The organism is Flavobacteriales bacterium (assembly GCA_016779935.1).
Taxonomy (GTDB): Bacteria; Bacteroidota; Bacteroidia; order Flavobacteriales; family UBA7312.
The window spans coordinates 65,599-89,759 of the sequence record JADHMQ010000007.1 but is presented as its reverse complement, the minus strand read 5'-3'; the positions used below and the strand labels follow the sequence as shown (position 1 = coordinate 89,759).

16 protein-coding genes are annotated in these 24,161 nt (G+C 35.1%); 6 read left to right on the top strand and 10 right to left on the bottom strand.

All coding sequences use genetic code 11. The annotated features are described in order from the left end of the window. Together ISP73_05170 and ISP73_05165 are read right to left on the bottom strand one after the other, a co-directional pair. On the bottom strand, positions 1-426 hold a 426-nt coding region (locus ISP73_05170; protein ID MBL6657978.1), incomplete at its 3' end, for an amidohydrolase. A 13-nt stretch (positions 427-439) separates the two neighbouring features. Then, complete coding sequence (locus tag ISP73_05165; protein ID MBL6657977.1) at positions 440-3,454, bottom strand: amidohydrolase family protein; 3,015 nt, start codon at positions 3,452-3,454, stop codon at positions 440-442. 137 nt (positions 3,455-3,591) lie between these two features. On the opposite strand from ISP73_05165, the gene ISP73_05160 reads away from it, so the two are divergent. Both ISP73_05160 and hflX read left to right on the top strand, forming a co-directional pair. Next, entirely contained in the window at positions 3,592-3,951 is a 360-nt protein-coding gene (locus ISP73_05160) for a hypothetical protein (protein MBL6657976.1), read from the top strand. Beyond that, entirely contained in the window at positions 3,952-5,142 is a 1,191-nt protein-coding gene (gene hflX / locus ISP73_05155) for a GTPase HflX (GenBank protein ID MBL6657975.1), read from the top strand. On the opposite strand, the gene ISP73_05150 is transcribed toward hflX, so the two are convergent. The 3 genes from ISP73_05150 to hemW form a co-directional block, all read right to left on the bottom strand. Then, entirely contained in the window at positions 5,139-5,474 is a 336-nt protein-coding gene (locus tag ISP73_05150) for an MmcQ/YjbR family DNA-binding protein (protein MBL6657974.1), read from the bottom strand. The two genes, hflX and ISP73_05150, sit on opposite strands and share 4 nt — an antisense overlap. Then, on the bottom strand, positions 5,471-6,214 hold the full coding sequence (locus tag ISP73_05145; protein MBL6657973.1) for a cyclase family protein: 744 nt from the start codon (positions 6,212-6,214) through the stop codon (positions 5,471-5,473). The genes ISP73_05150 and ISP73_05145 overlap by 4 nt, the downstream gene beginning before the upstream one ends. Positions 6,215-6,515: 301 nt before the next feature. Further along, the gene (gene hemW, locus ISP73_05140; GenBank protein MBL6657972.1) at positions 6,516-7,646 is read right to left on the bottom strand and encodes a radical SAM family heme chaperone HemW; all 1,131 of its coding nucleotides are present in this window, start codon (positions 7,644-7,646) and stop codon (positions 6,516-6,518) included. 117 nt (positions 7,647-7,763) lie between these two features. Between hemW and ISP73_05135 the strand changes: the two genes are divergently transcribed. Further along, complete coding sequence (locus ISP73_05135) at positions 7,764-8,612, top strand: bifunctional methionine sulfoxide reductase B/A protein (GenBank protein MBL6657971.1); 849 nt, start codon at positions 7,764-7,766, stop codon at positions 8,610-8,612. Here ISP73_05135 and ISP73_05130 read toward each other — a convergent pair. The 5 genes from ISP73_05130 to ISP73_05110 are packed head-to-tail and all read right to left on the bottom strand — an operon-like array spanning position 8,609 to position 14,476. Next, positions 8,609-9,775: a HAMP domain-containing histidine kinase gene (locus tag ISP73_05130; GenBank protein ID MBL6657970.1), complete on the bottom strand. Its 1,167-nt coding sequence runs from the start codon at positions 9,773-9,775 to the stop codon at positions 8,609-8,611. The two genes, ISP73_05135 and ISP73_05130, sit on opposite strands and share 4 nt — an antisense overlap. Beyond that, entirely contained in the window at positions 9,763-12,249 is a 2,487-nt protein-coding gene (locus ISP73_05125; GenBank protein MBL6657969.1) for a hypothetical protein, read from the bottom strand. Before ISP73_05125 ends, ISP73_05130 begins: the two co-directional genes overlap by 13 nt. 39 nt (positions 12,250-12,288) lie before the next feature. Continuing rightward, a complete protein-coding gene (locus ISP73_05120) occupies positions 12,289-13,182 on the bottom strand; it encodes an rRNA pseudouridine synthase (GenBank protein MBL6657968.1) in 894 nt (297 codons plus the stop codon). Positions 13,183-13,218: 36 nt separating this feature from the next. Then, positions 13,219-13,569 carry a YraN family protein gene (locus tag ISP73_05115; protein ID MBL6657967.1) on the bottom strand — a complete coding sequence of 117 codons (351 nt, stop codon included), beginning with the start codon at positions 13,567-13,569 and terminating at the stop codon, positions 13,219-13,221. Continuing rightward, on the bottom strand, positions 13,562-14,476 hold the full coding sequence (locus ISP73_05110) for an LD-carboxypeptidase (GenBank protein ID MBL6657966.1): 915 nt from the start codon (positions 14,474-14,476) through the stop codon (positions 13,562-13,564). The genes ISP73_05115 and ISP73_05110 overlap by 8 nt, the downstream gene beginning before the upstream one ends. Before the next feature lie 52 nt (positions 14,477-14,528). On the opposite strand from ISP73_05110, the gene metG reads away from it, so the two are divergent. The 3 genes from metG (at position 14,529) to ISP73_05095 (ending at position 24,156) form a co-directional block, all read left to right on the top strand. After that, positions 14,529-16,217, top strand: coding sequence for a methionine--tRNA ligase (gene metG, locus ISP73_05105; GenBank protein ID MBL6657965.1), 1,689 nt, complete (start codon positions 14,529-14,531; stop codon positions 16,215-16,217). A 13-nt stretch (positions 16,218-16,230) separates the two neighbouring features. After that, positions 16,231-17,433: a T9SS type A sorting domain-containing protein gene (locus ISP73_05100; protein MBL6657964.1), complete on the top strand. Its 1,203-nt coding sequence runs from the start codon at positions 16,231-16,233 to the stop codon at positions 17,431-17,433. 360 nt (positions 17,434-17,793) lie between these two features. Then, entirely contained in the window at positions 17,794-24,156 is a 6,363-nt protein-coding gene (locus ISP73_05095) for a gliding motility-associated C-terminal domain-containing protein (GenBank protein MBL6657963.1), read from the top strand. The last annotated feature ends 5 nt before the right edge of the window (positions 24,157-24,161 follow it).

Sequence of the window (24,161 nt, the reverse complement as noted above, 5' to 3'; positions counted from 1 at the left end):
AATACGTCCTCCTTTAGGCGCTACTTGTGCCAGTAAAACCCCATTACTTCGAATAGTAGGGGTGATAACACTTTCAGCATTGTATGCAATAAGAGAACGCACATGCGGCTTAAAAACGCCCGTTTCTTTGAAGTCGTTGGTAGCTCTTACAGCACTTATCTCAGTAATTCCAAGTGTAGTATTAGTAGAAATAAACCCTGGGTAGACATGATGGTCGTAAATATGAATGATGGTATCAAAAGCCTGTGGATTAATGCGAATGATTTTGGCATCCGCAACCATTTCCAATTTTCCGTCTTTCATTGATATGGCTGATACGTCAATGCTTTCTCCATTTCCTATATGTGCTTTTCCGCCTAAAAATAGAATATGTTGTGCAAATGTTAAAAATGGTAATACTGTAAGAAGTGTGATGAGTGTTCTCATTTTAAAAGTTTTTTTAGTGTGCATGGTCATGATTATGGTTTTCATCTAAGGTGTCACAATAGTAAAGTATATGGTGCTCTTTCTTAACTTTCTGTGTAGGTTTACCAGCGGCTTTATCACTGAGCATGCTTTGGATAAGTCTAGCACGTTCTGCATTATTACGTTTTCTCAGAGCTTCATCTTTCTCAACATCAAAGTAACAACGTCCGTCCACATAAGTTTGTTGTACTTTGGCATAAACTGAAAGGGGATTGTCTGTCCACAATACAATATCGGCATCTTTTCCTGATTTAATACTACCCACTCTATCGTCAAGATGTAAAAGTTTTGCAGGGTTAAGAGTGACCATCTTCCAAGCTTCTTCTTCACTTACCGACCCGTATTTTACAGCTTTTGCAGCTTCTTGGTTAAGTCGCCTTGCCATTTCGGCATCATCAGAATTAATAGCTGTAACGACCCCCATATCAGCAAGAATAGATGCGTTGTAAGGAATGGCGTCATTAACTTCAAATTTATACGCCCACCAGTCTGAGAAAGTGGAAGCGCCAGCACCATGGGATTTCATTTTGTCAGCCACTTTATAACCTTCCAAAATATGAGTAAAAGTATTAAGTGTGAAGCCCATAGAGTCAGCTACGTGCATTAGCATATTTATTTCTGATTGTACGTATGAGTGACAGGTGATAAATCGTTCTTTGTTGAGAATTTCAACTAGCGTATTCATTTCTAAATCTTCTCTTGGAGCTTGGGTTTTTCGCTTTTCAGATAGGGATAGACTATTGTATTTTTCCCATTCTTCTTCGTAGGCTCTCGCCCTCAAAAAGTGATCGTAAAAGACTTGCTCAACACCCATTCGTGTTTGAGGGAAACGGATACGTTCATAATCGCCCCAATTCGATTGTTTAACATTTTCTCCTAATGCGAATTTGATAAAGCCATCAGCTCCTTCAAATTTCATTTCTTCTGGAGAACTTCCCCAACGGAATTTGATAATAGCTGATTGCCCCCCAATTGGGTTTGCTGAACCATGTAAAAGTTGAGCGGTAGTGACACCTCCTGAAAGTTGACGGTAAATATTAATATCGTCTGAGTTGATAACGTTTGCAATACTGACTTCTGCACTGCTGGCCTGTGTGCCTTCATTTACCCCTCTACTGATGGCAATATGCGAGTGTTCGTCTATAATTCCAGAGGTGAGGTGAAGTCCTTTGGCATCAATTTCTTGAAACTCTTCATTTTTGAAAAGCTCTTCAGCAACAATGTCTATTCCTACTTTTAGAATTTTGCCTTTTGAAATAGCCACATCAGTTTCTTGAACAATACCTACAGCTTCATTTGTCCATACGGTAGCATTTCTAAAGATAATATTGTCTTGACTAGGCTTGTCTTTCCAACCATATGCCATATTCGGGAACCAAACTTCTGCATCCTTAGTCATCTTATCCTCTTCTTCCTTTTTCTCTTCCTCGTCTTTTTCAAATGCTTCAATTAATTGAGCTGACCATTGTCGACTATCGCCATTGGGGAGTATAATATCTCCTTTGAGGATGTCATTTGAAAATAAACTATTTACTCTATAAACTCCATCTTCTAATTCGTATTGTAAACTTAGGTGAGGTCCTTCTTGTTCTAATTTAGTTTTAAATTCAAGGGTGTCTCGTTTTAGTTGTCCTTTTATTTTATCTGCAGAACCACTGATGATAATTGTATCCTTTTCATTAGTTAGAAAAGTGCCTCTCAAATCAATAGTTTGTTCTTTTTTAATGGTGTATTCTTTCCCTTGAATCCAGTTGCTCTGAATATCTCCAGACTCAAAAATTGGGCCAGAACATACCAAGAAGTTTGCCATTTTCCCTGCTTCTAGGGCTCCTAATTGACCACCCATTTCTAATAGTTCTGCAGGATTAGTCGTTAAAGCTGATAAGGCATCTTCTTCAGATAAACCATTATCAATTGCATCTTTCACTTTAGATACAAAATCACTACGCTTTTCTAAATCATTTGAGGTAAAGGCTGTAAAAATTCCTTTTTCAAACAATCGTGCTGGATTGGATGGGGCTAGCTCCCAATGTTTCATTTTTTTGAGTGATACCATTTGAGCAGCTTGTGGATTACTTACATCATACGCCTCTGGAAAGTTCAACGGGATTACCATTGAAAAGTTGGTTTCTGACAGTTCGTCAAGACGTTGGTATTCGTCACCATTTCCTACTATTATGTAGTCAATTTCAAATTCTTCTGCAATTTTGTGTACTCTAAAAATGTCGAGCTTATCTCTTACTTCAAAAAATTGTGGAACGTCTTGTAATTCATTCCATGCCTCTAATGAGCGGTTATATTCTTTAGTATTTCCTTGGTCATACCATTCGGCATCCAAATAGCTTTGTTGAATTAGTGCTAAAGTGCCCATCAAAGAACTGGGGTATTTTTGTCGAGAATTTCCTTTGTTTAGAGAGTAGTGTGCACTGGCTTTGCCTTTTAAAATGCTTAGATTTTCACTTTCGTCTGCCAAGCTTACAACAAGCCCACTACCTCTTGCTATTCCGTTGTTTTGATGACTAAGTACGACACCAAAACCAGATGAACGATAGCTTTCAGCTTCATCATTATCATTACTAAAAATACTGCTTGCATTTACTTCAGGATGAATGGCTTCATTCCATCCAGCACCACTTTTGGTTTTACTTTCGTATTGTGGTGAGGGCTTCCAACTAACCTTCTTGGGTTTTTCAATTCCATATGAAGAATTCAAATCAATGAAAGAAGAGTAAATATATTTACCAGTCATGTCATGAACAATTGCACCCTGTGGAATGGAAGTGTCTGAACTGGCGCTAAGGATTTCATCACCTTTTATAATAAGTGTTCCATTTTCTATGGTTTCTTGTGGTGAAATGACTAGAGTGGCATTGGTAAAAACATGTGTAGCGTCAAAAGAATTGGCTACGCCATTAATTGGAAAAGTATGTTGAGCAAAGGCATTTATACTTAAAAATACCGATGAAAGAATAAAAAAACAGGTTTTCATTGTTAGTGTCAAATTTAGAGAGTTAAATTACAAAATACTGACGGATTTAATTCCTTACATTTGCATAAAATAAATTTACTATGTATACTGGATTATTGCACTTGCACTCATTTTTACCATATGTGATCTTTTTTATGATGTTTTTAGTCTTATTGAATTCTTTGAGAGGTTGGATAACGGCTACTTCTTTTGATAAACATTCAAACAGATTTGTGTTAGTTTCTATGATTATAATTCACTTGCAATGGACGGTTGGAGCAGTCTTATACTTTGTGAGTCCAAACGTCAAGAGCATGGGCGAAGCAATGGGAGATTCTCTTTCACGTTTATACGCTTTAGAGCATCCATTGTTGATGACTGTTGCTTTAGTATTAGTGACAATCGCTCGATCTAAATCTAAGAAGTCAGATGAGTCAAAACACCATAGAACGAATTTTATATTTTTCGCTGTGGCATTAGTTTGCATTCTACTTTGCTTACCTCCAAGTTGGTTATAAATGAGTAAAAAATTAACTCACGAATTTATAGAAGAAAAAGCGGTTTTGGTGGGCTTAATCACCAACGAACAAAGTGCAGAGCAAGCTAAAGAATATTTAGAAGAACTGGATTTCTTAGCCCATACTGCTGGTGCTGTAGCAGTCAAACATTTTACCCAAAAATTACCTTTAGCAAATCCAAAAACCTTTATAGGGAAAGGAAAACTCTTAGAAGTAAAAGACTTTATGAAGGAACATGAGATTTCGCTAGTTATTTTTGATGATGAACTCGGTCCTTCTCAATTGAGAAACTTGGAAAAAGAGTTGGAATGTAAAATCATGGACAGGAGTAACCTTATTCTTGATATTTTTGCTTCTAGGGCTCGAACGGCACACTCTCGCACTCAAGTGGAGTTAGCACAGTACCAATACCTCTTGCCTCGATTAACACGTATGTGGACACACCTTGAAAGACAAAAAGGAGGCATCGGTATGCGTGGACCTGGTGAAACACAGATTGAGACCGATAGGCGAATTATACAACAAAAAATAGCTTTACTCAAAACTAAATTAGTCCAAATAGATAAGCAAAAAGCTATTCAACGTGGTAATAGAGGTGCATTAGTAAGGGTAGCTCTTGTGGGTTATACAAATGTAGGGAAATCGACCATTATGAATCGCTTATCCAAATCGGATGTATTTGCTGAAAACAAACTTTTTGCAACCCTTGATACAACCGTTCGCAAAGTAGTTATTGGTAATTTGCCTTTTTTATTATCTGATACTGTTGGTTTCATCAGAAAGCTTCCGCATCAATTAGTTGAGAGTTTTAAGTCTACACTTGACGAAGTTCGTGAAGCCGATATTTTGTTGCACGTAGTTGATATTTCTCACCCTAATTTTGAAGAGCAAATAGATATAGTAAGCAAAACTCTTGACGAAATCAATGCCGCAGAAAAGCCAACAGTAATGGTGTTCAATAAGGTTGATGCTTTTACGTATGAAAAAAAGGATGATGATGATTTAACGCCTTCTACAAAAGCTAACATTTCACTTGAAGAATGGAAAAAAACTTGGATGGCAAAATCAGGAGAGAGTGTATTTATTTCTGCTTTACAGAAAGACAACTTTGACGCATTTAGAGATTTACTTTACGAAATGGCTAAAGAGATTCACGCTAAGCGATTTCCTTACAATAGCTTTTTGTACTAACCTTTCAATTTTTTCGGAAGTTTTTCCCATACTAATTCATAGGAGTGGTTAATCCATTCACATACTTGACTAAAAGGAAGCTGTTCAATTATTAGGGTGTTCCAATGTTTTTTATTTGAGTGATAACCAGGAATTACTTGCCAAAATTCTTCTCTTAATTCTATTGCTTTTTTGGGATCACATTTGAGATTTATTCGTAATGGGTCTTTTTCTAAAGAAAATAGGGCGAACATTTTATTGTGAACTTTGAAAACTAAAGTGTTTTCGTCAAATGGAAAAATTTTATTAGCAAATGGTTTGGATAAGCAATGCTCTCTGAGTTCTTCAATCATATTATTGAATACAAAGTTGGACGGCTTGGACTAGCATCATTATCAAAAGGAGCAAAGCTGAGGTTAAGCAAGTATTTACCGTCATTTACTTCAGACGGGACGAAAATGAATTCTGTAATACTACAATCAAATCGAGTATTTTTTGGAAAGTCCCAAAACGCATGATGAGCTGCTAAAACTCCGCCATCTTCTTCCTTGTCAACAGACGGAAGATCAATGAGCAAATGTTTTATACCTTTTTCTCTTAAATATCTAGCGCCATCTTCTTGCAGAAATGGGGGGTTAGAATTAGAATATTGTTTATTAAGTTTAGTAGTCGAATTTGGCAACGTTCTGATGATTACTGCTTCACAATCCTCATGAAGTTTTTCTTCAATAGCCTCTTTTGTAATAATACTATCGCCTTCAAATTCTGTTGGCTCTATACTTATTAATTGGGATAGAAAAAAGAACGTTTTAACACTATCGTTAACAGACTCCTTGTCTTTTGAAATATGCCCTACACATTCGGTGTGTGTGCCATGTCCGTGAGGGTTAAAATAAATATTAAAAAAGTTAACAGAACCGCCTCTTTTTACTTCACCTACCCATTCTCCCATCTTCACCGCTTCCATTTTTACTGGAGGAACATACCAAGCGGTTGGGTTGTGAGTTCCATTTTTAAGAGGTATTGAAATATCAATGGGTTTAGATAAGTCAACTTTGAATTCTTTTTTTCTATGTGTGATGTGAGCAATCATGCTCTAAAAGTATTTAATTTCTTTTAAAAGAGCTCGAATTTTGCATCAATTATACTTTTTCAATTTTTTTAATCTGCATTTTTTTTGCTAAAATAGCATTAAAATGTATAAAAATCACTAAAAATTGATAAAAAACGTCTAAAAAGGGTGTTTTTGTTTAAAAAAATGAAAAATAATTTTTTGATTGAATTTGGATTTTAATTTTTGTAAGAAAACTAGTAAAATGTTAAAAAAACCACTAAAAATGGTCAAAAAATGGATAAAAACGATTAAAAATGGACTATTTTTTATTTTGAATCAATTATTCTACGTAGAATAAGTCTGATGAAAGCCAATCGGCTATTAATTTGCCTTTTTTTGATAAATTGTAAGTATCCTCAATTTTAATGATTTCGCCAGAAAAAAGCCATTTTTTTGTTGAAAAGTGAAAAAAATCGACTAAAAATGGAGAAAAACGAGATTTTATATAATTAATGTTTGCGCCGTTTTTTGTCCTTAAGGCAGTGAGCATATACTCATTGTAGCGTTGAACTTCTGATAACTCTTCAAGTTCTAATGGCAATTCTTTCTTTTCTAGACTTTTAATGTACTTAATGTTGTTTGATATATTCCACATTCTGCGTTTTCCATCAAAAGAATGTGCTGATGGTCCGAGTCCAAGATAAATATCATCTGTCCAATAGCTACCATTGTGTTTAGCTTCAAAGCCCTCTTTGGCAAAGTTTGATATTTCATACTGCTCTAGTCCATTTTTAGGAATAAAGTCCATTAGCATTTCAAACTGTGTTTTACTTTTAAGCTCATCCAAAGGTGCCTGTTTCCCAGTTTTAATTGCATGAAAAAGTGGTGTTTTCTCTTCAACTGTAAGTCCATAAGCTGATAGATGAGGAACATTAAAATCAATGACGTTTTGCATATTTTCCACCCACATATCATTATTTAGGGTTGGAGTTCCATAAATTAAATCTATTGTAATGTTATCCCAACCAGCATCTTGCACACTTTTTATACTTGTCTTGGCTTGCTCAACATTGTGAGCTCTGTTCATATATTCTAAATCTTCTTGATGAAAGGATTGCACTCCTATACTGAATCGATTAATAGGTGTTTTTGATAGGGCTTTTATTTTTTCTAAAGTCAAATCATCTGGATTTGCCTCAATTGTAATTTCACTTACTTCTGAGAGGTCAAATTGATTGTTGAGGTGTTCAAATAATCTATTAAGTTCATCAGATGAAAGTAGACTAGGAGTTCCCCCTCCAAAATAAATAGTCCGTATCTTTGTACCCTCCAAAAAAGGAGTTCTTATTTTCATTTCTGATACTAGAGCATCTAAAAGGTCGTTCTTGTTATTCAAAGAAGTAGAAAAATGAAAATCGCAATAGTGACATTGCTGCTTACAAAACGGAATATGAATATAAATACCACTCACCCCACAAAAGTAATTAAGAAATTTGGCAATAGTGCTACTAAATCATTTTCTCTAATACTGTATTTTTGCATTGCATTACCGTTATTAATTTCATGTCAAACTAACTCAACAAAACCAATGAAACACAACTATTTTGATAATTTAAGCCCTGAAGAAAGAAGAGTCATCGTAGACAAAGGAACGGAAGCGCCATTTACTGGTGAATACGATAATTTTTATGAAGCAGGTATATTTGTTTGCCGTGCTTGTGGTAATCATTTGTACGACTCTTCGTCTAAGTTTGACGCGGGTTGTGGCTGGCCTGCTTTTGATAAGGTCAAGGAAGGTGCAATAAATAAATATTCTGATTTTCATTTGGGATATGAACGTACAGAAATCACTTGTGCAAAATGTGACGGTCATCTTGGTCATGTATTTGTTGGAGAGAAACTTACACCTGAAAACACACGTCATTGTGTCAATAGTATTAGCATCCGGTTCATAGCTCATGACTCTCTTAAAAAGGCCACTTTTGCAGCAGGTTGTTTTTGGGGTGTAGAAGAATTGTATAGACCACTCAAGGGGGTTTATTCAACTGATGTTGGTTATATTGGTGGTAATACTAAAAATCCTACTTATAAAGAAGTGTGCTATGAAAACACTAATCACGCTGAAGCGGTAGAAGTGCTTTATGACCCCAAACAAGTATCTTTTGAGGAGTTAATTAATATTTTCTGGGAAAACCATAATCCAACAACTTTAAACAAGCAGGGGCCTGATGTTGGAACTCAATACCGATCTGCTGTATTTTATCATGATGATGAGCAGAAAGAAATTGCAATTAATACAATGAAAGCGTTAGATGATTCAGAAAAATTTAAAAACCCTATTGTGACTCAAATTGTTCCTTCCGAAACGTTTTACAGAGCTGAAGAATACCATCAAGAGTACCTTTTCAAGCGAGGTAAAGGGAGTTGTAGTAATTAATTTCTGTGAATAGAAATACAAAATACTGTGCCTTCTGGGCTAGATGATTTTACAAATAGCTTACCTAGGTGATATTCTTCGATTATTCGTTTAGAGAGAGATAAGCCCAAACCCCATCCTCTTTTTTTAGTGGTAAAGCCCGGCTCGAAAATTCGTTTGAAATTATTTTTTGAAAGCCCTTTACCATTATCTTTAATTTCAACAGTTAAAAAGTCTGATTTTGATTGGATGGTGATAGTGATTTTACCTTTTCCATTCATGGCATCAGCTGCATTTTTGCAAATATTTTCTATTACCCATTCAAACAAGGTAGCATTAATAGGCGCATTGGCATCATTACATTGATTATCTAATGTAATATTGACATTTGTTGAGAGTCTATTTTGCAAATAGCTTACTGACTTTGATAAAATATTGTAAATGTTTTGGTTTTCTAGATTCGGTTTTGAACCAACTTTCGAGAAGCGTTCTGTAATAGTTTCTAATCGAATAACATCCTTATTGATTTCGGCACTTATTTCGGACATGCCCTCTTTGTTTTTTAATATTTCAACCCAAGCCATAAGCGAAGAAAGAGGAGTGCCAATCTGGTGAGCAGTTTCTTTTGCCATACCTGCCCAGACTAAGTTTTGTTCTGATTTTCGGGAACGGTTAAACGCTAAATATGCAATTAGTATGAAAAAGAAGATGACAACTAATTGAAGAAAAGGGTAAAAACGTAGCTGAGATAGTATATATGAGTCCTTGTAATACAGGTACTGAGTTAGAATAACTTCACCATTCATGGTTGCCTCTATTTTAATAGGCTCATGCTGTTCGCTCATTATTTCTAACTGTTTTTTGAGATAAGCATCACGAAACTTTCTGTCTGGCAGATTTCTATCTCCTATTATTTCCCCAACCTCATTCGTTAGTATTATGGGAATGGTTGTGTTTTCTTGCATTATCCTACTTGCCAGAATATTATTTGTAGGTCCCATGCCAGAATTTACCAACTGATAGGTGGCTTCAGCCCAAAGCTCTATTTTCTTTCGCTCTTCTTTATCAAGCTCACTGACCAAATTATTTGTGTAACTTAATGAAACTAGAGCGATAATACTTGCAAAGATTACAAGAATAATTTTCCAATTCTTTTTCTTACTGTATATGTTTATTCCTCCCATTCAATGATACTGTCATAGTCAGGCTTATCTTCAATTTGCTGTTCCGATGGTTTGTCGCCAAACTCACTTTTTACAACATCTTTTAATTTTTTCTTTTCTTTTTTGAAGCCCTTGTCAAGTGATTCTCTCAGTTTTAGTGTATTGTACGAAATCTCAGGATTATCAACAGACCCTTTCATTTTGAGAAAAAGAGTCATTCCCTTTATACCATCGTCTTCTATTACACCAAATTCTGAAACTTTCTTTTTATGTTTTCTTTTGAACTTATTTCCTAAAATTTCGTTCAACAAAATTTTAAATTCATAATCCATTTCATTATCAAATGTATGACTTCCTGAGCCAGCCATATCTAATGCAGAGGAATAAATTTCCATAAATGGAATTTCAATTTTGTTGTTTTTTATTTCAATTTGGTTCTCCAAGTTAGAAAATTTAATTCGTTTTAGCTCATTTACACTTATGTAGTCAGACATTTCCATGAGTGGTTCAAACTCCAATAGCTCACCATTGTTAATGTTAACATCTATAAAAGAATATAAGTGATTATCAATAGGAGTAAAGTACTTGTCCCATTCATTTCGCAGATAAATTTCTGAGTCTATTTTACCTTTTAGGTGCTTATGCCTCATGGTGTTTTGTCCAAAATTATGGAATTCATAAAATAGTTGTCGCACATTGATATTATCAAGTAATGTTGTGCTTATTAGCCTCATTTTCCCACTTCTTAACTGTTCAAATGTAAGGTTAGAAGTGATTTTCCCTGACATAGTTTCTAACTCAATGTTATTGACGTTTAGTTTTTTATTTTTATATTTAATACTGCTGTGAAAATTCCGCATGTGAAAGCGGTCATATGTAAAATCATCTAAGTTAAATTTCACATTGGCAATGATATCTTCAGGAAGTTCTACAGCTTTCACCTCATTTGTGTTACCCTCTGAAGTACTATCGACTTGCATTAATTCATCAAATATCATCCATTTGGAGTTAAATTCACCTGCAATTTTTAGAGGTGAATTTTTTAAGAAAAGGTATGAGAACACATTTTCTATTGCACCAACAAATTTAAATTTACTTTCTTCAGCAAGAGTGCCTTCCAAACGTTCAATATCTATATGGTCATTAATAACTTTTAATTTTATAGTAGAGTTTGAGAGTTTTGGGATCTGCTCATCCACTTTTAGACTTAAGTTTTCTATAAATATATCTGCCGACTTTTTAGCCATTGCAATATCGTAATCAATATTGTTTTTAACACCTACATTCCCATGATAAATCACTTCATAAGTTGCAATTCCATCAATTGATTTAAAATCAGATTTGTAACCCCACTTTTCAAGTTCAGAGAGTTTAAGTTGCGAAGAGACATCAGCCTTGATTTTAGGATTTTCCAGACCATTAATGGTAGCATTTGCAAGAATTGGTTCATTGTTGGCGATAAGCTGAATATCTTTTAAATCTATTAGAGTAGTTTCATCTGTTCTTTTGGAACCATTAGTATATTTTCCATTTAGGGATAATTGTTGCAAGTCAAATGGAATAACATCGCTTTTTATTGTTCCGTTTTTAAACGTAAAATCTACATCAATTCCAGCCTCTTTTTGTTGGTCGCTTATATAGGCGAGCTTGAAGGAACTTTTTCCTGAAATATCGTAATCTTCAATAGCGGATAAATACTCTTTTGGAAGAATATCTAATATAGAAACGACATCAAATTCTTTGGCTATTACATAAACCTTTAGGGTTTTATTAGTTTGATTTATATCTAAATTAAAAGGGATGTCTTTTACGCTCAAGTCAGTAGTAATGTCTAGTCCTGATGAGTCAATTGACATTTTTGTGTTTAAATTGATATTTTCATTTGGAAAGTGATTGATATTGTTAAGCAGTAATTTTTCGTTTAAAAGTTGAGCGTTAATATCAATATATGTTTCGCTGTCTTCGATATTTAATTGAAGTCTTGTTTCTTTATTCATGAAAGAACTTACCAACCCATCATCAACATAATTAATTTTCACATTGTTAAGTGCTACATTTTCAAGCCCAAAATCGATACTTTCAGATTCAATTGTATCGCTTTCCGTATTCCAAATTTCATAATTTGGACGCCCATCTTTATAGTAAATTGACACGTATCCATTAGCTAAAGAAATTTCTTGAATTAAATAAATTTTGTTGTAGAGATCTAGAGCATTAAACTTTACGTTTACTTCATCTAATTTACATAGAGTATCTTCTTGGAAAGCATCTATGATGGTAAGATTATCAAACTCAACACTTACGTATGGGAAGTTTTTGATGGCAGAAAATGAAATATCTTCAACTAAAATTTCAGATATTAGTTGCTTATTAATTTCCTCAATTACAATCTGCTCTAGATTGTCTTGTTTCAAATAAATCAAAGTAGCTGATGCCCCGAAGACAAGAACGCCTAAGACTATTAGTGTTATAATAATTCGCTTTACAATTCGCATAATTTTTTAACGGCTATAATTCAAAGTTTAGTATAGAATTTAAATCATCTTTAACATTGATATTTCTTTTTCTGATAAAAACCTGTAGCGACCTCTAGAGATATCTTTTTTGGTTAGTCCAGCAAAATAAACTCTGTCTAATTTTACAATTTTATATCCAATTTTATCAAAGACATTTTTGAGGGTGCTATTTTTACCAATATGTATTTCTACACCAACTTCTTTTTTTGGTGAGTTTTGAATATATGAAATAGCCTCAATATCGACTTTATAGCCATCAACCATTACGCCTTCAACAATTTTTTGCATGTCCGATGATTTTAAGTTTTTATCTAAAGTGACATGAAAAATTTTCTTCACACGTTTTCTAGGGTTAGTGAGTTTTTTAGAAAGCTCACCATCGTTGGTAAATAGTAGTAGCCCAGATGTTTGTTTGTCTAGCCTTCCAACAGGATAAATTCGTTCTTTACATGCCTTTGCAATTAACTCAAACACATTTTTTTTCCTTGGGTCGTCTGTTAGCGTTAAAAAATCTTTCGGTTTGTTGAGTAATAAGTAGCGTTTAGTTTCTGAGCTAATGCTTTCGTTATTGAATTTTACGACATCGGTCTCCAACACTCTAAAGCCCATCTCTATCACAATCTTGCCATTAACTTCAACTAAACCAGCTTTTATCAAATCGTCTGCTTCACGTCTTGAGCTTATGCCCGAATGAGCAATGAATTGATTTAATCGCATACCTGGTTTTGTGCTTTTAACGGCTTTTTTTGTTATTCTCTTTTTGAAAGACTTGTTATTTGGTTTTGGTCCTGACTTTTTAAAATCACTATTTCGAGAAGAAGACTCCGACGTACCGTGTTTTCCTTTTGAAGCGTTTGAGCCCCTTCCTTTATTCGCTGACTTATCAACACTTTTTTTTATTTGCTTTGCCATCTATCTCTTTTTTGCAAATGTACTAAATACACCTATTTAAAAGGCGTTTTGTATGTGTTCAATCTTTTCTCCTCTGGAATTGAGTACAATACCAATTATATCAAAACGTATTTCATTGTTTAATTTATACAGTTCAAGGTAGGCTTCAGCAGCATCCCTCATGAGCTCTTGTTTTCTAAAACTGACAAATTCTGATGGATTTCCAAACCTTAAGTTTCTTCTAGTTTTAACTTCAATAAACACTAATTGAGTGTTGTGTTCAGCAATTATATCGATTTCAGCTTTTTCCCATCGCCAATTAGAGTGCAGTATGTTAAATTTTTTTTGGCTTAAGTAGTTTTTAGCTAGTGATTCTCCTTCTTTTCCTAGCTCATGGGCTTTATTCATAGTGTAGTAATGTATCTTTTCCGACATCTAATCGAACATATGCTCCGAGTTTTAGAGCTAAATTATTATCAATGTGTCCCGAAGGGAAATCAAAACATACAGGGTAATCATATTCCGAAACAGCATCAAGAATAATTTGCTCTGCAGTTTTTCCAAAAGGGATAATATTATCATTCATTTTTGTCATTCCACCAACAACTAAACCTTTTAAAAAGCTGAGTTTGCCACTTCTTTTCAAGCTCATCATCATTCTATCAATGTGATACAGATATTCGTCCAAATCTTCAATAAATAGAATTTTACCTTCTGTGTCTATGTCAGACGCTGATCCAATTAAACTGTAAAGAATAGAGAGGTTTCCTCCTACAATTTGACCACTACCTTTACCATTTTTATTGAGTGGATGACTAACACATTTTATATCTATGTCTTCGCCAAAAAGCGCTTTTTTTAGGCTATCGACAGATGCTGCCGTATTAGATTTAAAGTTAATTGGCATTGTACTGTGCAAGGTCGGAACGTTAAAATTACTTATATGAGAGTGAATGACTGTTACATCGCTAAAACCGGCTATCCATTTCGGTCGATTTTTAAAAGCAGAAAAATCTAAACGGTCTATTATTCTTACACTTCCATATCCTCCTCTCGCACACAGAATAGCTTTAATTTCCGAATTGTCGAGCATAGATTGCATATCCTCAATACGCTGACTATCATTTCCAGCATATTGGTTGTCGCTACTGTAAATATTTTGACCCAACACGGGCACTAGACCCCATTTTTCAATTAGCTGCACAGCAAATTTTAGTTCTTCATTATTGATTTTTCTAGCCGTTGAAATAATGCCTATTTTATCCCCTTTCTTAAGGTTTTGAACAGTCTTTATATATCCTTCTTTAAGCGTCATAAAAGTCTTTATTCTTTTAATATCTTTGCGAAGATATATTTTTAAATTTTTCATGACAAAAAAGCGCTACACCGTAACTTCAGCATTGCCCTATGCTAATGGACCTTTACATATTGGGCATATTGCTGGCGCCTACCTTCCAGCTGATATTTATGTGAGGTATAGAAGGGCAAAACAACAAGATGTAGTGTTTATTTGTGGTTCGGATGAACATGGAGCTGCCATTACACTTCGAGCTAAAAAAGAAGGCGTTGAGCCTCAAGAAATTGTTGACAGATATCACGAATTGAATAAAGAGTCATTTGCCGATTTTGGCATTGATTTTGATATTTATCACAGAACGTCTGACCCCTTACATCATAAAACCTCTCAAGATTTTTTTAGTGAACTTAACAAAAAAGGTGCATTTACTCAGAAAATATCGGAGCAATTTTATGATGAAGAACATTCACAATTTTTAGCCGATCGCTATATAGTAGGAAGCTGTCCTAAGTGTGGTTATGACTCAGCTTATGGTGATCAATGTGAAAAATGTGGATCAGCCCTCAGTCCTTCCGAATTGCTAAACCCAAAATCTACTTTGAGTGGTAATAAGCCAGTAAAGAAAGAAACAAAACATTGGTATTTACCTATGCAAGACCATGCCGATTGGCTTAAAAATTGGATTGAAAATGGTGAGCTTGATGGAGTGCAAAAACACGATCCAAGTCAATGGCGTTCGCAAGTAATTGGTCAATGCAAATCTTGGATTGATGGCGGACTTAGAGAGCGTGCGATGACGCGAGATTTAGATTGGGGAGTAAAAGTGCCCATAAAAGGGGAGGATGGAAAGGTGTTGTATGTTTGGCTCGATGCACCAATTGGATATATTTCAGCTACTAAACAATGGGCTAAGGATAATGGTAAAGAGTGGGCAGATTATTGGCAAAATGATGCTGAACTTATCCACTTCATTGGTAAAGACAATATTGTTTTTCATGCTATAATTTTCCCAATACTGCTAAAAGTACATGGAGGTTTTGTGTTGCCTAAAAATGTTCCAGCTAATGAGTTTTTAAATCTTGAGGGGCAAAAACTATCAACCTCAAGGAATTGGGCAATTTGGCTACATGAGTACCTGAAAGACTTTGAGGGGCAGCAGGATGTTTTGAGGTATGCATTATGCTCAACAGCTCCTGAATCAAAAGACACCGATTTCACTTGGTCTGATTTTCAGACAAGAAATAACAGTGAGCTTGTAGGTATTTTTGGCAATTTCATCAACAGAGTGGTTGTTCTTACTAATAAATATTGGGAAGGAAAAGTTCCTGCAAGACATGAACTAGATAATTACGACCAATCTATCCTGGACGAGATGAATGATTTTCCCCAAAAAATTGGTGAGTTAATAGAGAAATATAAGCTAAGAGAGGCGTTGACAGAGCTTATGAATCTTGCTCGATTGGGAAATAAATACTTGGCAGATACTGAGCCCTGGAAATTGAAAAAAACAGATGAAAAACGAACCGAAACAATACTAAACATCGCTTTACAAATAGCTAATCATTTAATGGTGTTGTCAGAGCCATTCTTGCCTTTTACATCAAATAAAATGCATAAAATTCTTCAGCTTAAAAAGTCATCCTGGGATGAAATCATGTCCGTTGATGCTGGTCATCAAATAGGAAAAGCTAGCTTGTTATTCTCTAAAATTGAGGATGTGCAAATCGAGCAGCAAATGGCAAAACTTGGAAATGAATAAATCAATTCGAATTATGAAAAAATTATTACTACTAAGTCTATTTTTAGTCTCACAAGTTGTTTTTGGACAATGTGATGGGAGATATCAGGATGAAATTTTTTCAAACATTTCAAAAACTACAGTTGAATATACTGACGTTTATGATTGGTCATCCTCTGACTCTGGTTTGGACATGGATATTTATCAAGCTGTGGGCGATACTGCTACCAATCGACCATTGATTGTTTTTGCTCATGGCGGAGTTTATGTTGCTGGAAATAAAGATAACCCTCCTATGATAAGTCTTTGTGAAGCCTTTGCCAAGCCATGCTATTTTACTGCTTCAATTCAATACAGGCTAACCTCAACGGTTAGTTTGATTTCACCCAACGCCTCAGAAATATTGACGCAAACCGTGATAAACTCTATTTCAGACATGAAGGCTGCAGTTAGATTTTTCAGAAAAGATTTTTCAGAAAACGGAAATAGCTATGGTATTAATCCAGATCAGATTTTTGTGGGTGGCTATTCGGCAGGAGCTGTAACTGCGGTTCATTTGTCTGCAGTAGATAGTGATGATATTCCTAATGATCTTCAAGAGTTTTTTGATAATTCTGGAGGTATTGAGGGTAATAGCGGTAACGAAGGCTATTCTTCAGAAGTAATTGGAGCAATAAGTTTGGCAGGAGCTATACAATCCTTAGCTTTTTTTGATTCAGAGGATGAGCCAATAGTTAGTGTGCATGCCTCAGATGACAATACCGTAAGTTATGAATGCGACAATGCATTAGGAAACGATGCTTTTCCGATTTTATGTGGCTCAGGAGAAATTCACACTACACTTGAAACATTGGGCGTACAGAATGACTTATACACCTTTAACTCTGGAGGACATGCTGCTCCAATTACTAATATTTCTCAAACAGCAGTTCCATTCATAAGCGATTTTCTATATAATATCATTTGCGAAACAGTTTCAGTGGATGCTGTAGGATTAACCTCAACAAAAATTTATCCCAATCCAACAACTGAAGTATTAAATATTGATAGTGATGTCGAATTTGATAGGATTGTGATTTTTGATAATTTTGGAAGAAAGGTAATGCAGTCGAAAATAAGAGATTTACAGTCAAAAATATCCACCAAAGTTTTGACCAATGGCCTGTATTATTTGCAGATTTTCAACCAATCTAGCTTGCTAAGTAGTGAAAAGGTTATCAAAACTTCACTCAATTAACGATAAAAAAAATGAGTGCTGAAATGTATAAAACATATGAGCATATTTCAATGTAAAAGTGTTTTTTGAGTCTTAATAAAATAAGATATAATTGAGTGCTTTTTAGCAAGAATACCCCCATAAAAAGATGGCGTTCTTTGTAAGAATTAGATTTCATGCTTAAAGGGCTTTGATATGGTAACAAACTTAGCAAATTAATTATACTTAATCGAATTCAATTCCATTATTCAAATTGAACGAGCTACATCATCAACAAAAATGTGTTTATTTCTTTTGTACTTATAAGCATTTATGTTCGAAAGATTGTTAATTTTTGTATCTTGCAATGCAAAATTTTAGATAATCTAAAACTTAAATATTTTGAAAATATCAGATAAGGCAAAGATTATAGCTTTTCTTCTTGCTAGTTTTTTCACGGCAATACAGTCAAATGCCCAATGTACTGTTAATGTATTACAGGATGACGAATGTAACAATAATGGGATATTAGAAATTGTTCCTGGCTCTGGGCTTACGCCCCCTTATACCCTTGAGGTAGGCTTTCCAGACAATTCAACTTACAACAATGTATTCTCCGAAGACACTTTTTTACTTACCGGATTAGACGGTGGAGTTTATGATGTTACTATCATTTCTGGTGTTGATACATGTAATATTCAAGATACGCTTTCTGAAGTGGTTTTTAACTCTAGTCAATTTACTCCAGCATTTAATTTTAATGGTTATAATGTTAGTTGCTATGGGGTTTGTGACGGTGAAATATATGTGAATATTTTCCCTTCTCCAGACCCTTCTCCAGAGACATATACAATAGCCTTTTATCAAGATACAGTAGCTGGCGTTCCTTTTTATTCAATTGCCGCTGATAACGCTAGTCAAACGGGACTTTGTGCAGGGGACTATTTTATTTTATTTACTTCGTCAACTGGATGTGAAATAGTGCGTTCGGTTACTCTCAGAGAGCCAGATAGTTTGCATGTTGATGAAAACATAACTAATGTTCTTTGTAATTCTCAGTTTGATGGAGAAGTGCAGATTGATGTTAGTGGTGGTGTAGGATTAAAAATTAATAACAGTACAGGTAATGTAATAGATACATTAGATTATACATTTTCTTGGACAGGCCCGAATGGTTTCACTTCAAGCAGTGAAGATATTACTTCTGTAGAGGGAGGAGATTACAATCTTGAAGTTACAGATGCTAACGGCTGTATTTACAATTCAGTTTACACGGTTTTAGATACAATCTCAGCTATTCAGTTAACAGTAGTCAGTTCAGATTCCGTTGATTGTTTTGGTGAAAGTACTGGTAGTTTAGAAGTTTTGGCTTCTGGCGGAACGGCTGGTTACCAATACAGAATTGATGCATCAGCTTGGCAAGCCGCATCTGTATTTGACAATTTATCATCAGGAACTTATACTGTTGAAGCTATAGATGTTAACGGTTGTATTGCTTCTCTTCAAATTGAAATTTTTGAATACTCACAACTTGGTATTGATATATTGACACTCGATACGATTTTTTGTAAAGATACATTAGCTTTATTTGAAGTTGATGGTTTAGGAGGTCTTCTACCTTACCAATTTGATTTAGACGGGGTGATTCAGAGTAATGGTGTATATGATAATCTTTCTGATGGTAGTTACAATTTCACACTTTCTGATGCAAATGCTTGTGAATTTGATACTACTATTTCAATAGAAGATATTTCTTTTTTAAGTGTATCAACAACCTCTACACCTTTATCCTGTTTTAATTCTGCAGATGCAAATCTTTCTGTTTCTGCTTCCCAAGGAACAACTCCATATACTTTTACAGTCGACACTTTGGTGCCATCATTTACTTCCTCAGATTCAAATTATTATTCAAATTTGACAGTAGGCTCGTATAATGTTTCAGTAATTGACGGAAATAACTGTCCGTTTAACTCAGTAATTCAAATCACAGAACCCGCTCAGTTAATTCTTTCAGTTCAATCAACTACAACCCCATCTTGTTTTGGATTATCAGATGGTTCAATTTCAATTAATGCAAATGGAGGTCAAGGAACTTTGGTTTACACTTGGACTAAAGATGGAGCTGCTTTTACAGGAGCTACGAATACTCAGCTAAACATAGGTGCGGGTAATTACACTGTTTTTGCTACTGACACTGCTGGATGTACTTCTTCAATATTACCAATTAATATTTCTCAGCCTAGTCCTCTTGTATTAAACACAGATTCATCTTCAAACCCAAATTGCTTTGAAGGCTCAGACGGTTTTATAGCAGTAAGTGGTTCAGGAGGAACATTTCCTTATGATTATACATGGTTAGGAGGTTCTACTAGTACAAATAGTTACATAAATAATTTGGAAGAAGGTATTTATCAAGTCATCTTATCAGATTTTAAAAACTGTTCTGATACTTTAACCTTTACCCTTACTCACCCAACTCAAATGTCATTCAATACAAGCGTTTTAGATGTCAATTGTTTTGGTGCATCAACAGGTCAAATTTCTGTAGATGTTTTAGGTGGGACAACCCCTTATTCATCAATTACGCATGAACCCGGTTCATTAGGTGTTACAAGTTCAACGGCATTAAATAACCTTACAGTTAATCAACTGCCAAGTGGCGCATATACTGTTACAGCAATTGACAATAACTCATGCTCTTTTGTTGACACTTTGGTTATTCAGCAGAACACAGAAATTACTGCAACGTTTACTAATATAGTTTCTGAAACTTGTAGTAATTCCAATGGTGCTGCTACAGTGAATCCTTCTGGAGGTCAATCAGGCTATTCCTTTGAGTGGTTGTCTTCCGGTCAATTGACCTCAACAGCTACATCATTACCTTCAGGCAATACCTTAGTAAAAATAACAGATCAACTTACATGTGAGAAAACAGTGAATGTATTTATCCCAAAAATTGTTGATGTTGAAATTCAATCTGTTACAGTTACCGATAACCTATGTTTTGGTGGAAGCGATGGTGAATTAGAAATTAAAGCTTTAGGTGAAGCATTACCATTTACATTTACATTGTCTGGTATTGCAGGAAGCTTTGTTTCATCAGATACGATTACAATAATTGATAATCTTCCTGCTGGAACATATACATTATCTGTAGTTGATACAACGTCATGTGTTGATACTTGGAGTCAGCCAGTTACAATTAACGAAAACCCACCAATTTCGCTATCTGTTAATACATTACTTTCTACATCTACTCTTACATGTAACGGTGCCGACAATGGTAAGTTGTTTTTAGATATATCTGGTGGTAATCCTTTTCCAGGAAACTACTATTGGTTGTTTGTTAACGATCCAGGGTTTTCTCAACAAATTACTGTTGACTCAATTACAGGTCTTTCTGCAGGAGTTTATGACCTATCTGTTCAAGATGCTAATGGATGTGTAGCTCAAACATCTTACGAAATTTTTGAACCAGCACCTCTTTCTGTTTCTCATATAGTAACTAGTGCGCTTTGTAATTCTTCCTCTGATGGCGAAGTATTAGTTATTGCTAATGGAGGGACACCTGGATATACTATTTCTTCACTTCCGTCTTCTGTAACGGTTACTGTGGTTTCAGCGGATACGTTCTTGTTGACGGGGCTTTCTGAAGGCATGTATTTTTACGATTTAGAAGATTCAAATGGCTGTGAATTATTAAATAATTCCTTCTATGTTGGTGAGCCTGCAGAATTAGAAATTACTGGAGTTTCATCCACTCAAGAAAGTTGTTTAGGTTGGGATGCAACAGCTAATGTTAATATCATAGGAGGTGTAGGCTCTTACACAATTCTTTGGACTTATGATGACGCCTATCAGTTACCATTACTATTACAAGATGGAAGTCTGAACCCAACATCGCAAAGTTCAAATCCACAAAATTTAACAGATGGTTTAATTTATGTTCATGTATGGGATATCAATTCCTGCTACACTATAGACAGTGTATTTATTTCACAAACGAGTTCACCAGATTTAGTCCTTATAGGTGCAGTTAATAATTTATGTTACAACGATACCGATGGTCAAATTTCATTGAATGCCACTGGAGGCACACCTTTCTACGAGTTCTCTATTAATGGTGGTGTGAGTTGGCAAAACTTGTCAACTTTCCAGAACTTAGCTGGAGGCACTTATAACGCTACTGTAAGAGATTCATTGGGTTGTACAGACGAACTAGAAAATATTGAAATATTAACCCCAGAGCCAATCAGTGTTTCTATTAGCTCTGAAGATGTCAGTTGTACTTCAGCATCAGACGGTAGTGCTTCTGTCGTTACAGTTTCTGGTGGGACTGTCAGTTCAGGCGTATATGGGTTTAGTTGGCAAAATAGTCAAGGAATAAACCTATGGCCTGCCAACCTTTCAGCAGTAAATCCCACTGTTAATGGCTTATTGCCAGGCTCATATCAATTAGAGGTTGAAGATGATAACGGTTGTACTACTGTATATTCACCAGTTACGATTGGCGAGCCGTCACCTATTACAGTTGATTTATCAATTTTATCCGATTATAATGGTGTTGATATCTCTTGCTTTGGATATTCTGATGCAGTCATTTTAGCCAATGCTGGCGGTGGTACAGGACTTTACACCTTTGAGTGGTTTAATTCTACAAACCCTAACGACATAAGAACCTTTACGTCTGCAGCATTTGATACTCTATCACTTATCCCACAGGATGTTTATTCGGTAACTGTTACTGATGATAGAGGATGTACAGCTGAAGATAATATTACTGTAAATCAACCAGATCAAATTACAGTTGGTTTTGAAAATGTTACCAATGTAAGGTGCGAAGGAAATAATGACGGACAAGCTACTGCTACATATACTGGAGGACTTGGATTTGGAAACTATGCCGTGAGTTGGTTTGATAGTGATGCTAATGTTATTTCATTAATAGCACAAGCAACTAATCTAAGTGCAGGAAATTATAGCGCTACTTATACAGATAATAACGGTTGTGTAGGGACAGGGTCAATAAGTATAGATTATTCAGAACTATTTTCGATTAATAATTCTGAGGATACCACATCTGTTAGTTGCTTAGGCGATATAGATGGAACATTTAATTTTAATGTTTCTGGTGGCTGGTTGCCTTACACTTTCGATTGGAATGATCCATTGAATCAGCAATCAGCTACAGCAGTTGGTTTAGCACCCGGAGAATGGTATACTAACATCATTACTGATGCTAACAACTGTGTTCTTGTTGACTCTGTTTATGTTACTTCACCAATTGATGTAGTTGAGGTTTCTACTTATTCAATTACAGATAACGATTGTTATGAAGATAACTCGGGAGCAATTACTGTTGAAGTAATTGGTGGAACTCCAACATATCAGTTCGAATGGTCAGGGGCGAATGGAACTGTAGGGAACACTCAAAATATAAATGGTTTATCTAAAGGAACCTATAACCTTGTAGTTACTGACTTATATGGCTGTGAACATACATCAACCTATACTGTTGATGGACCAGATAGTCCATTGCTTATAAACTCGATTGTAACAACCAATGTTAGTTGTAATGGATTAGAAGATGGTACTGCAAGTTTAACTGGTCAAATTACCGGAGGAACAACGCCTTATGTGAATATAGATTGGGATGGTGAAAACCCTTCAACATTAGCAGCAGGAAACTACACTGTAATAGTAACCGATGATAATGGATGTACTAAGTCATCATCATTCACAATATATGAACCAGACGCTTATTCTGTTTCACTAGACGTAATAAATGAATATTGCGAAGGACAAAATGGAAGTATTTTAGTTCAAACAACTGGTGCTACACCATCAAATACGGGTAATTATAACTACGATATTACCCCTATTTCTGGCATATCACCTAGCTTTGATTATCAATCGTCAAGTGCTACACAGTCAGATATTATAGTTGATTTCCCTTCTGTAAATGATGTAGCAGATACACTCTTCCTTTTAACTGTTACTGATGATAATGGATGTGAATTTACACAAGAAGTTGAGATTCATCCTGCAAGAGTATTTAATTACAATGAAGTATTGAATGTATGCCATGGAGATAGTATTTCTGTTGATGGGAGTATGTTTGCTGAATACGATTCATACAGTTGGTCTATTTCACCAAGTCAAGAATTGTTTACAAATGGGGCACAATTGGGTTTAATCGTTAACAATTCATCTACAATTACTGTTGAGGTAGAAAATTTATCTTCTTCATGTTCATTTACAGACGAATTAAATATTCAAGTACTTAATCCTGTTATCGTTGCTAATGATGATATTGGTATCACAAGGGGTGAAGCTCTAACTCTATCTATTTCAGAGGGAGAAGCTCCTTACTTATGGAGTACTGACGAATCAACTAGTAGTATAGATGTTAGCCCATTGATTACAACCAATTATGTAGCTTATGCCTTAGATACCGTTACTGGTTGCATAGGAAACGATACAATACGTGTTTTTGTTGGAATGAATGAAGGCTTTTCACCTAATGCTGATGGATATAATGATACGTGGGAAATCAGCTATTTAAACCAATATGAATCCGTTAAGGTTCAAATTTTTAACAGATGGGGAGCATCAATTTGGGAAAGCAGCTCACCTAATATTTTAAACTGGGATGGTAAATACAATGGTAATGATTTACCTATTGGAACTTACTATTATATAATTAGTTTTGAAGACGATATCAATAAGGAACCATTAACTGGTCCTGTAACCATTGTAAGGTAATAAAA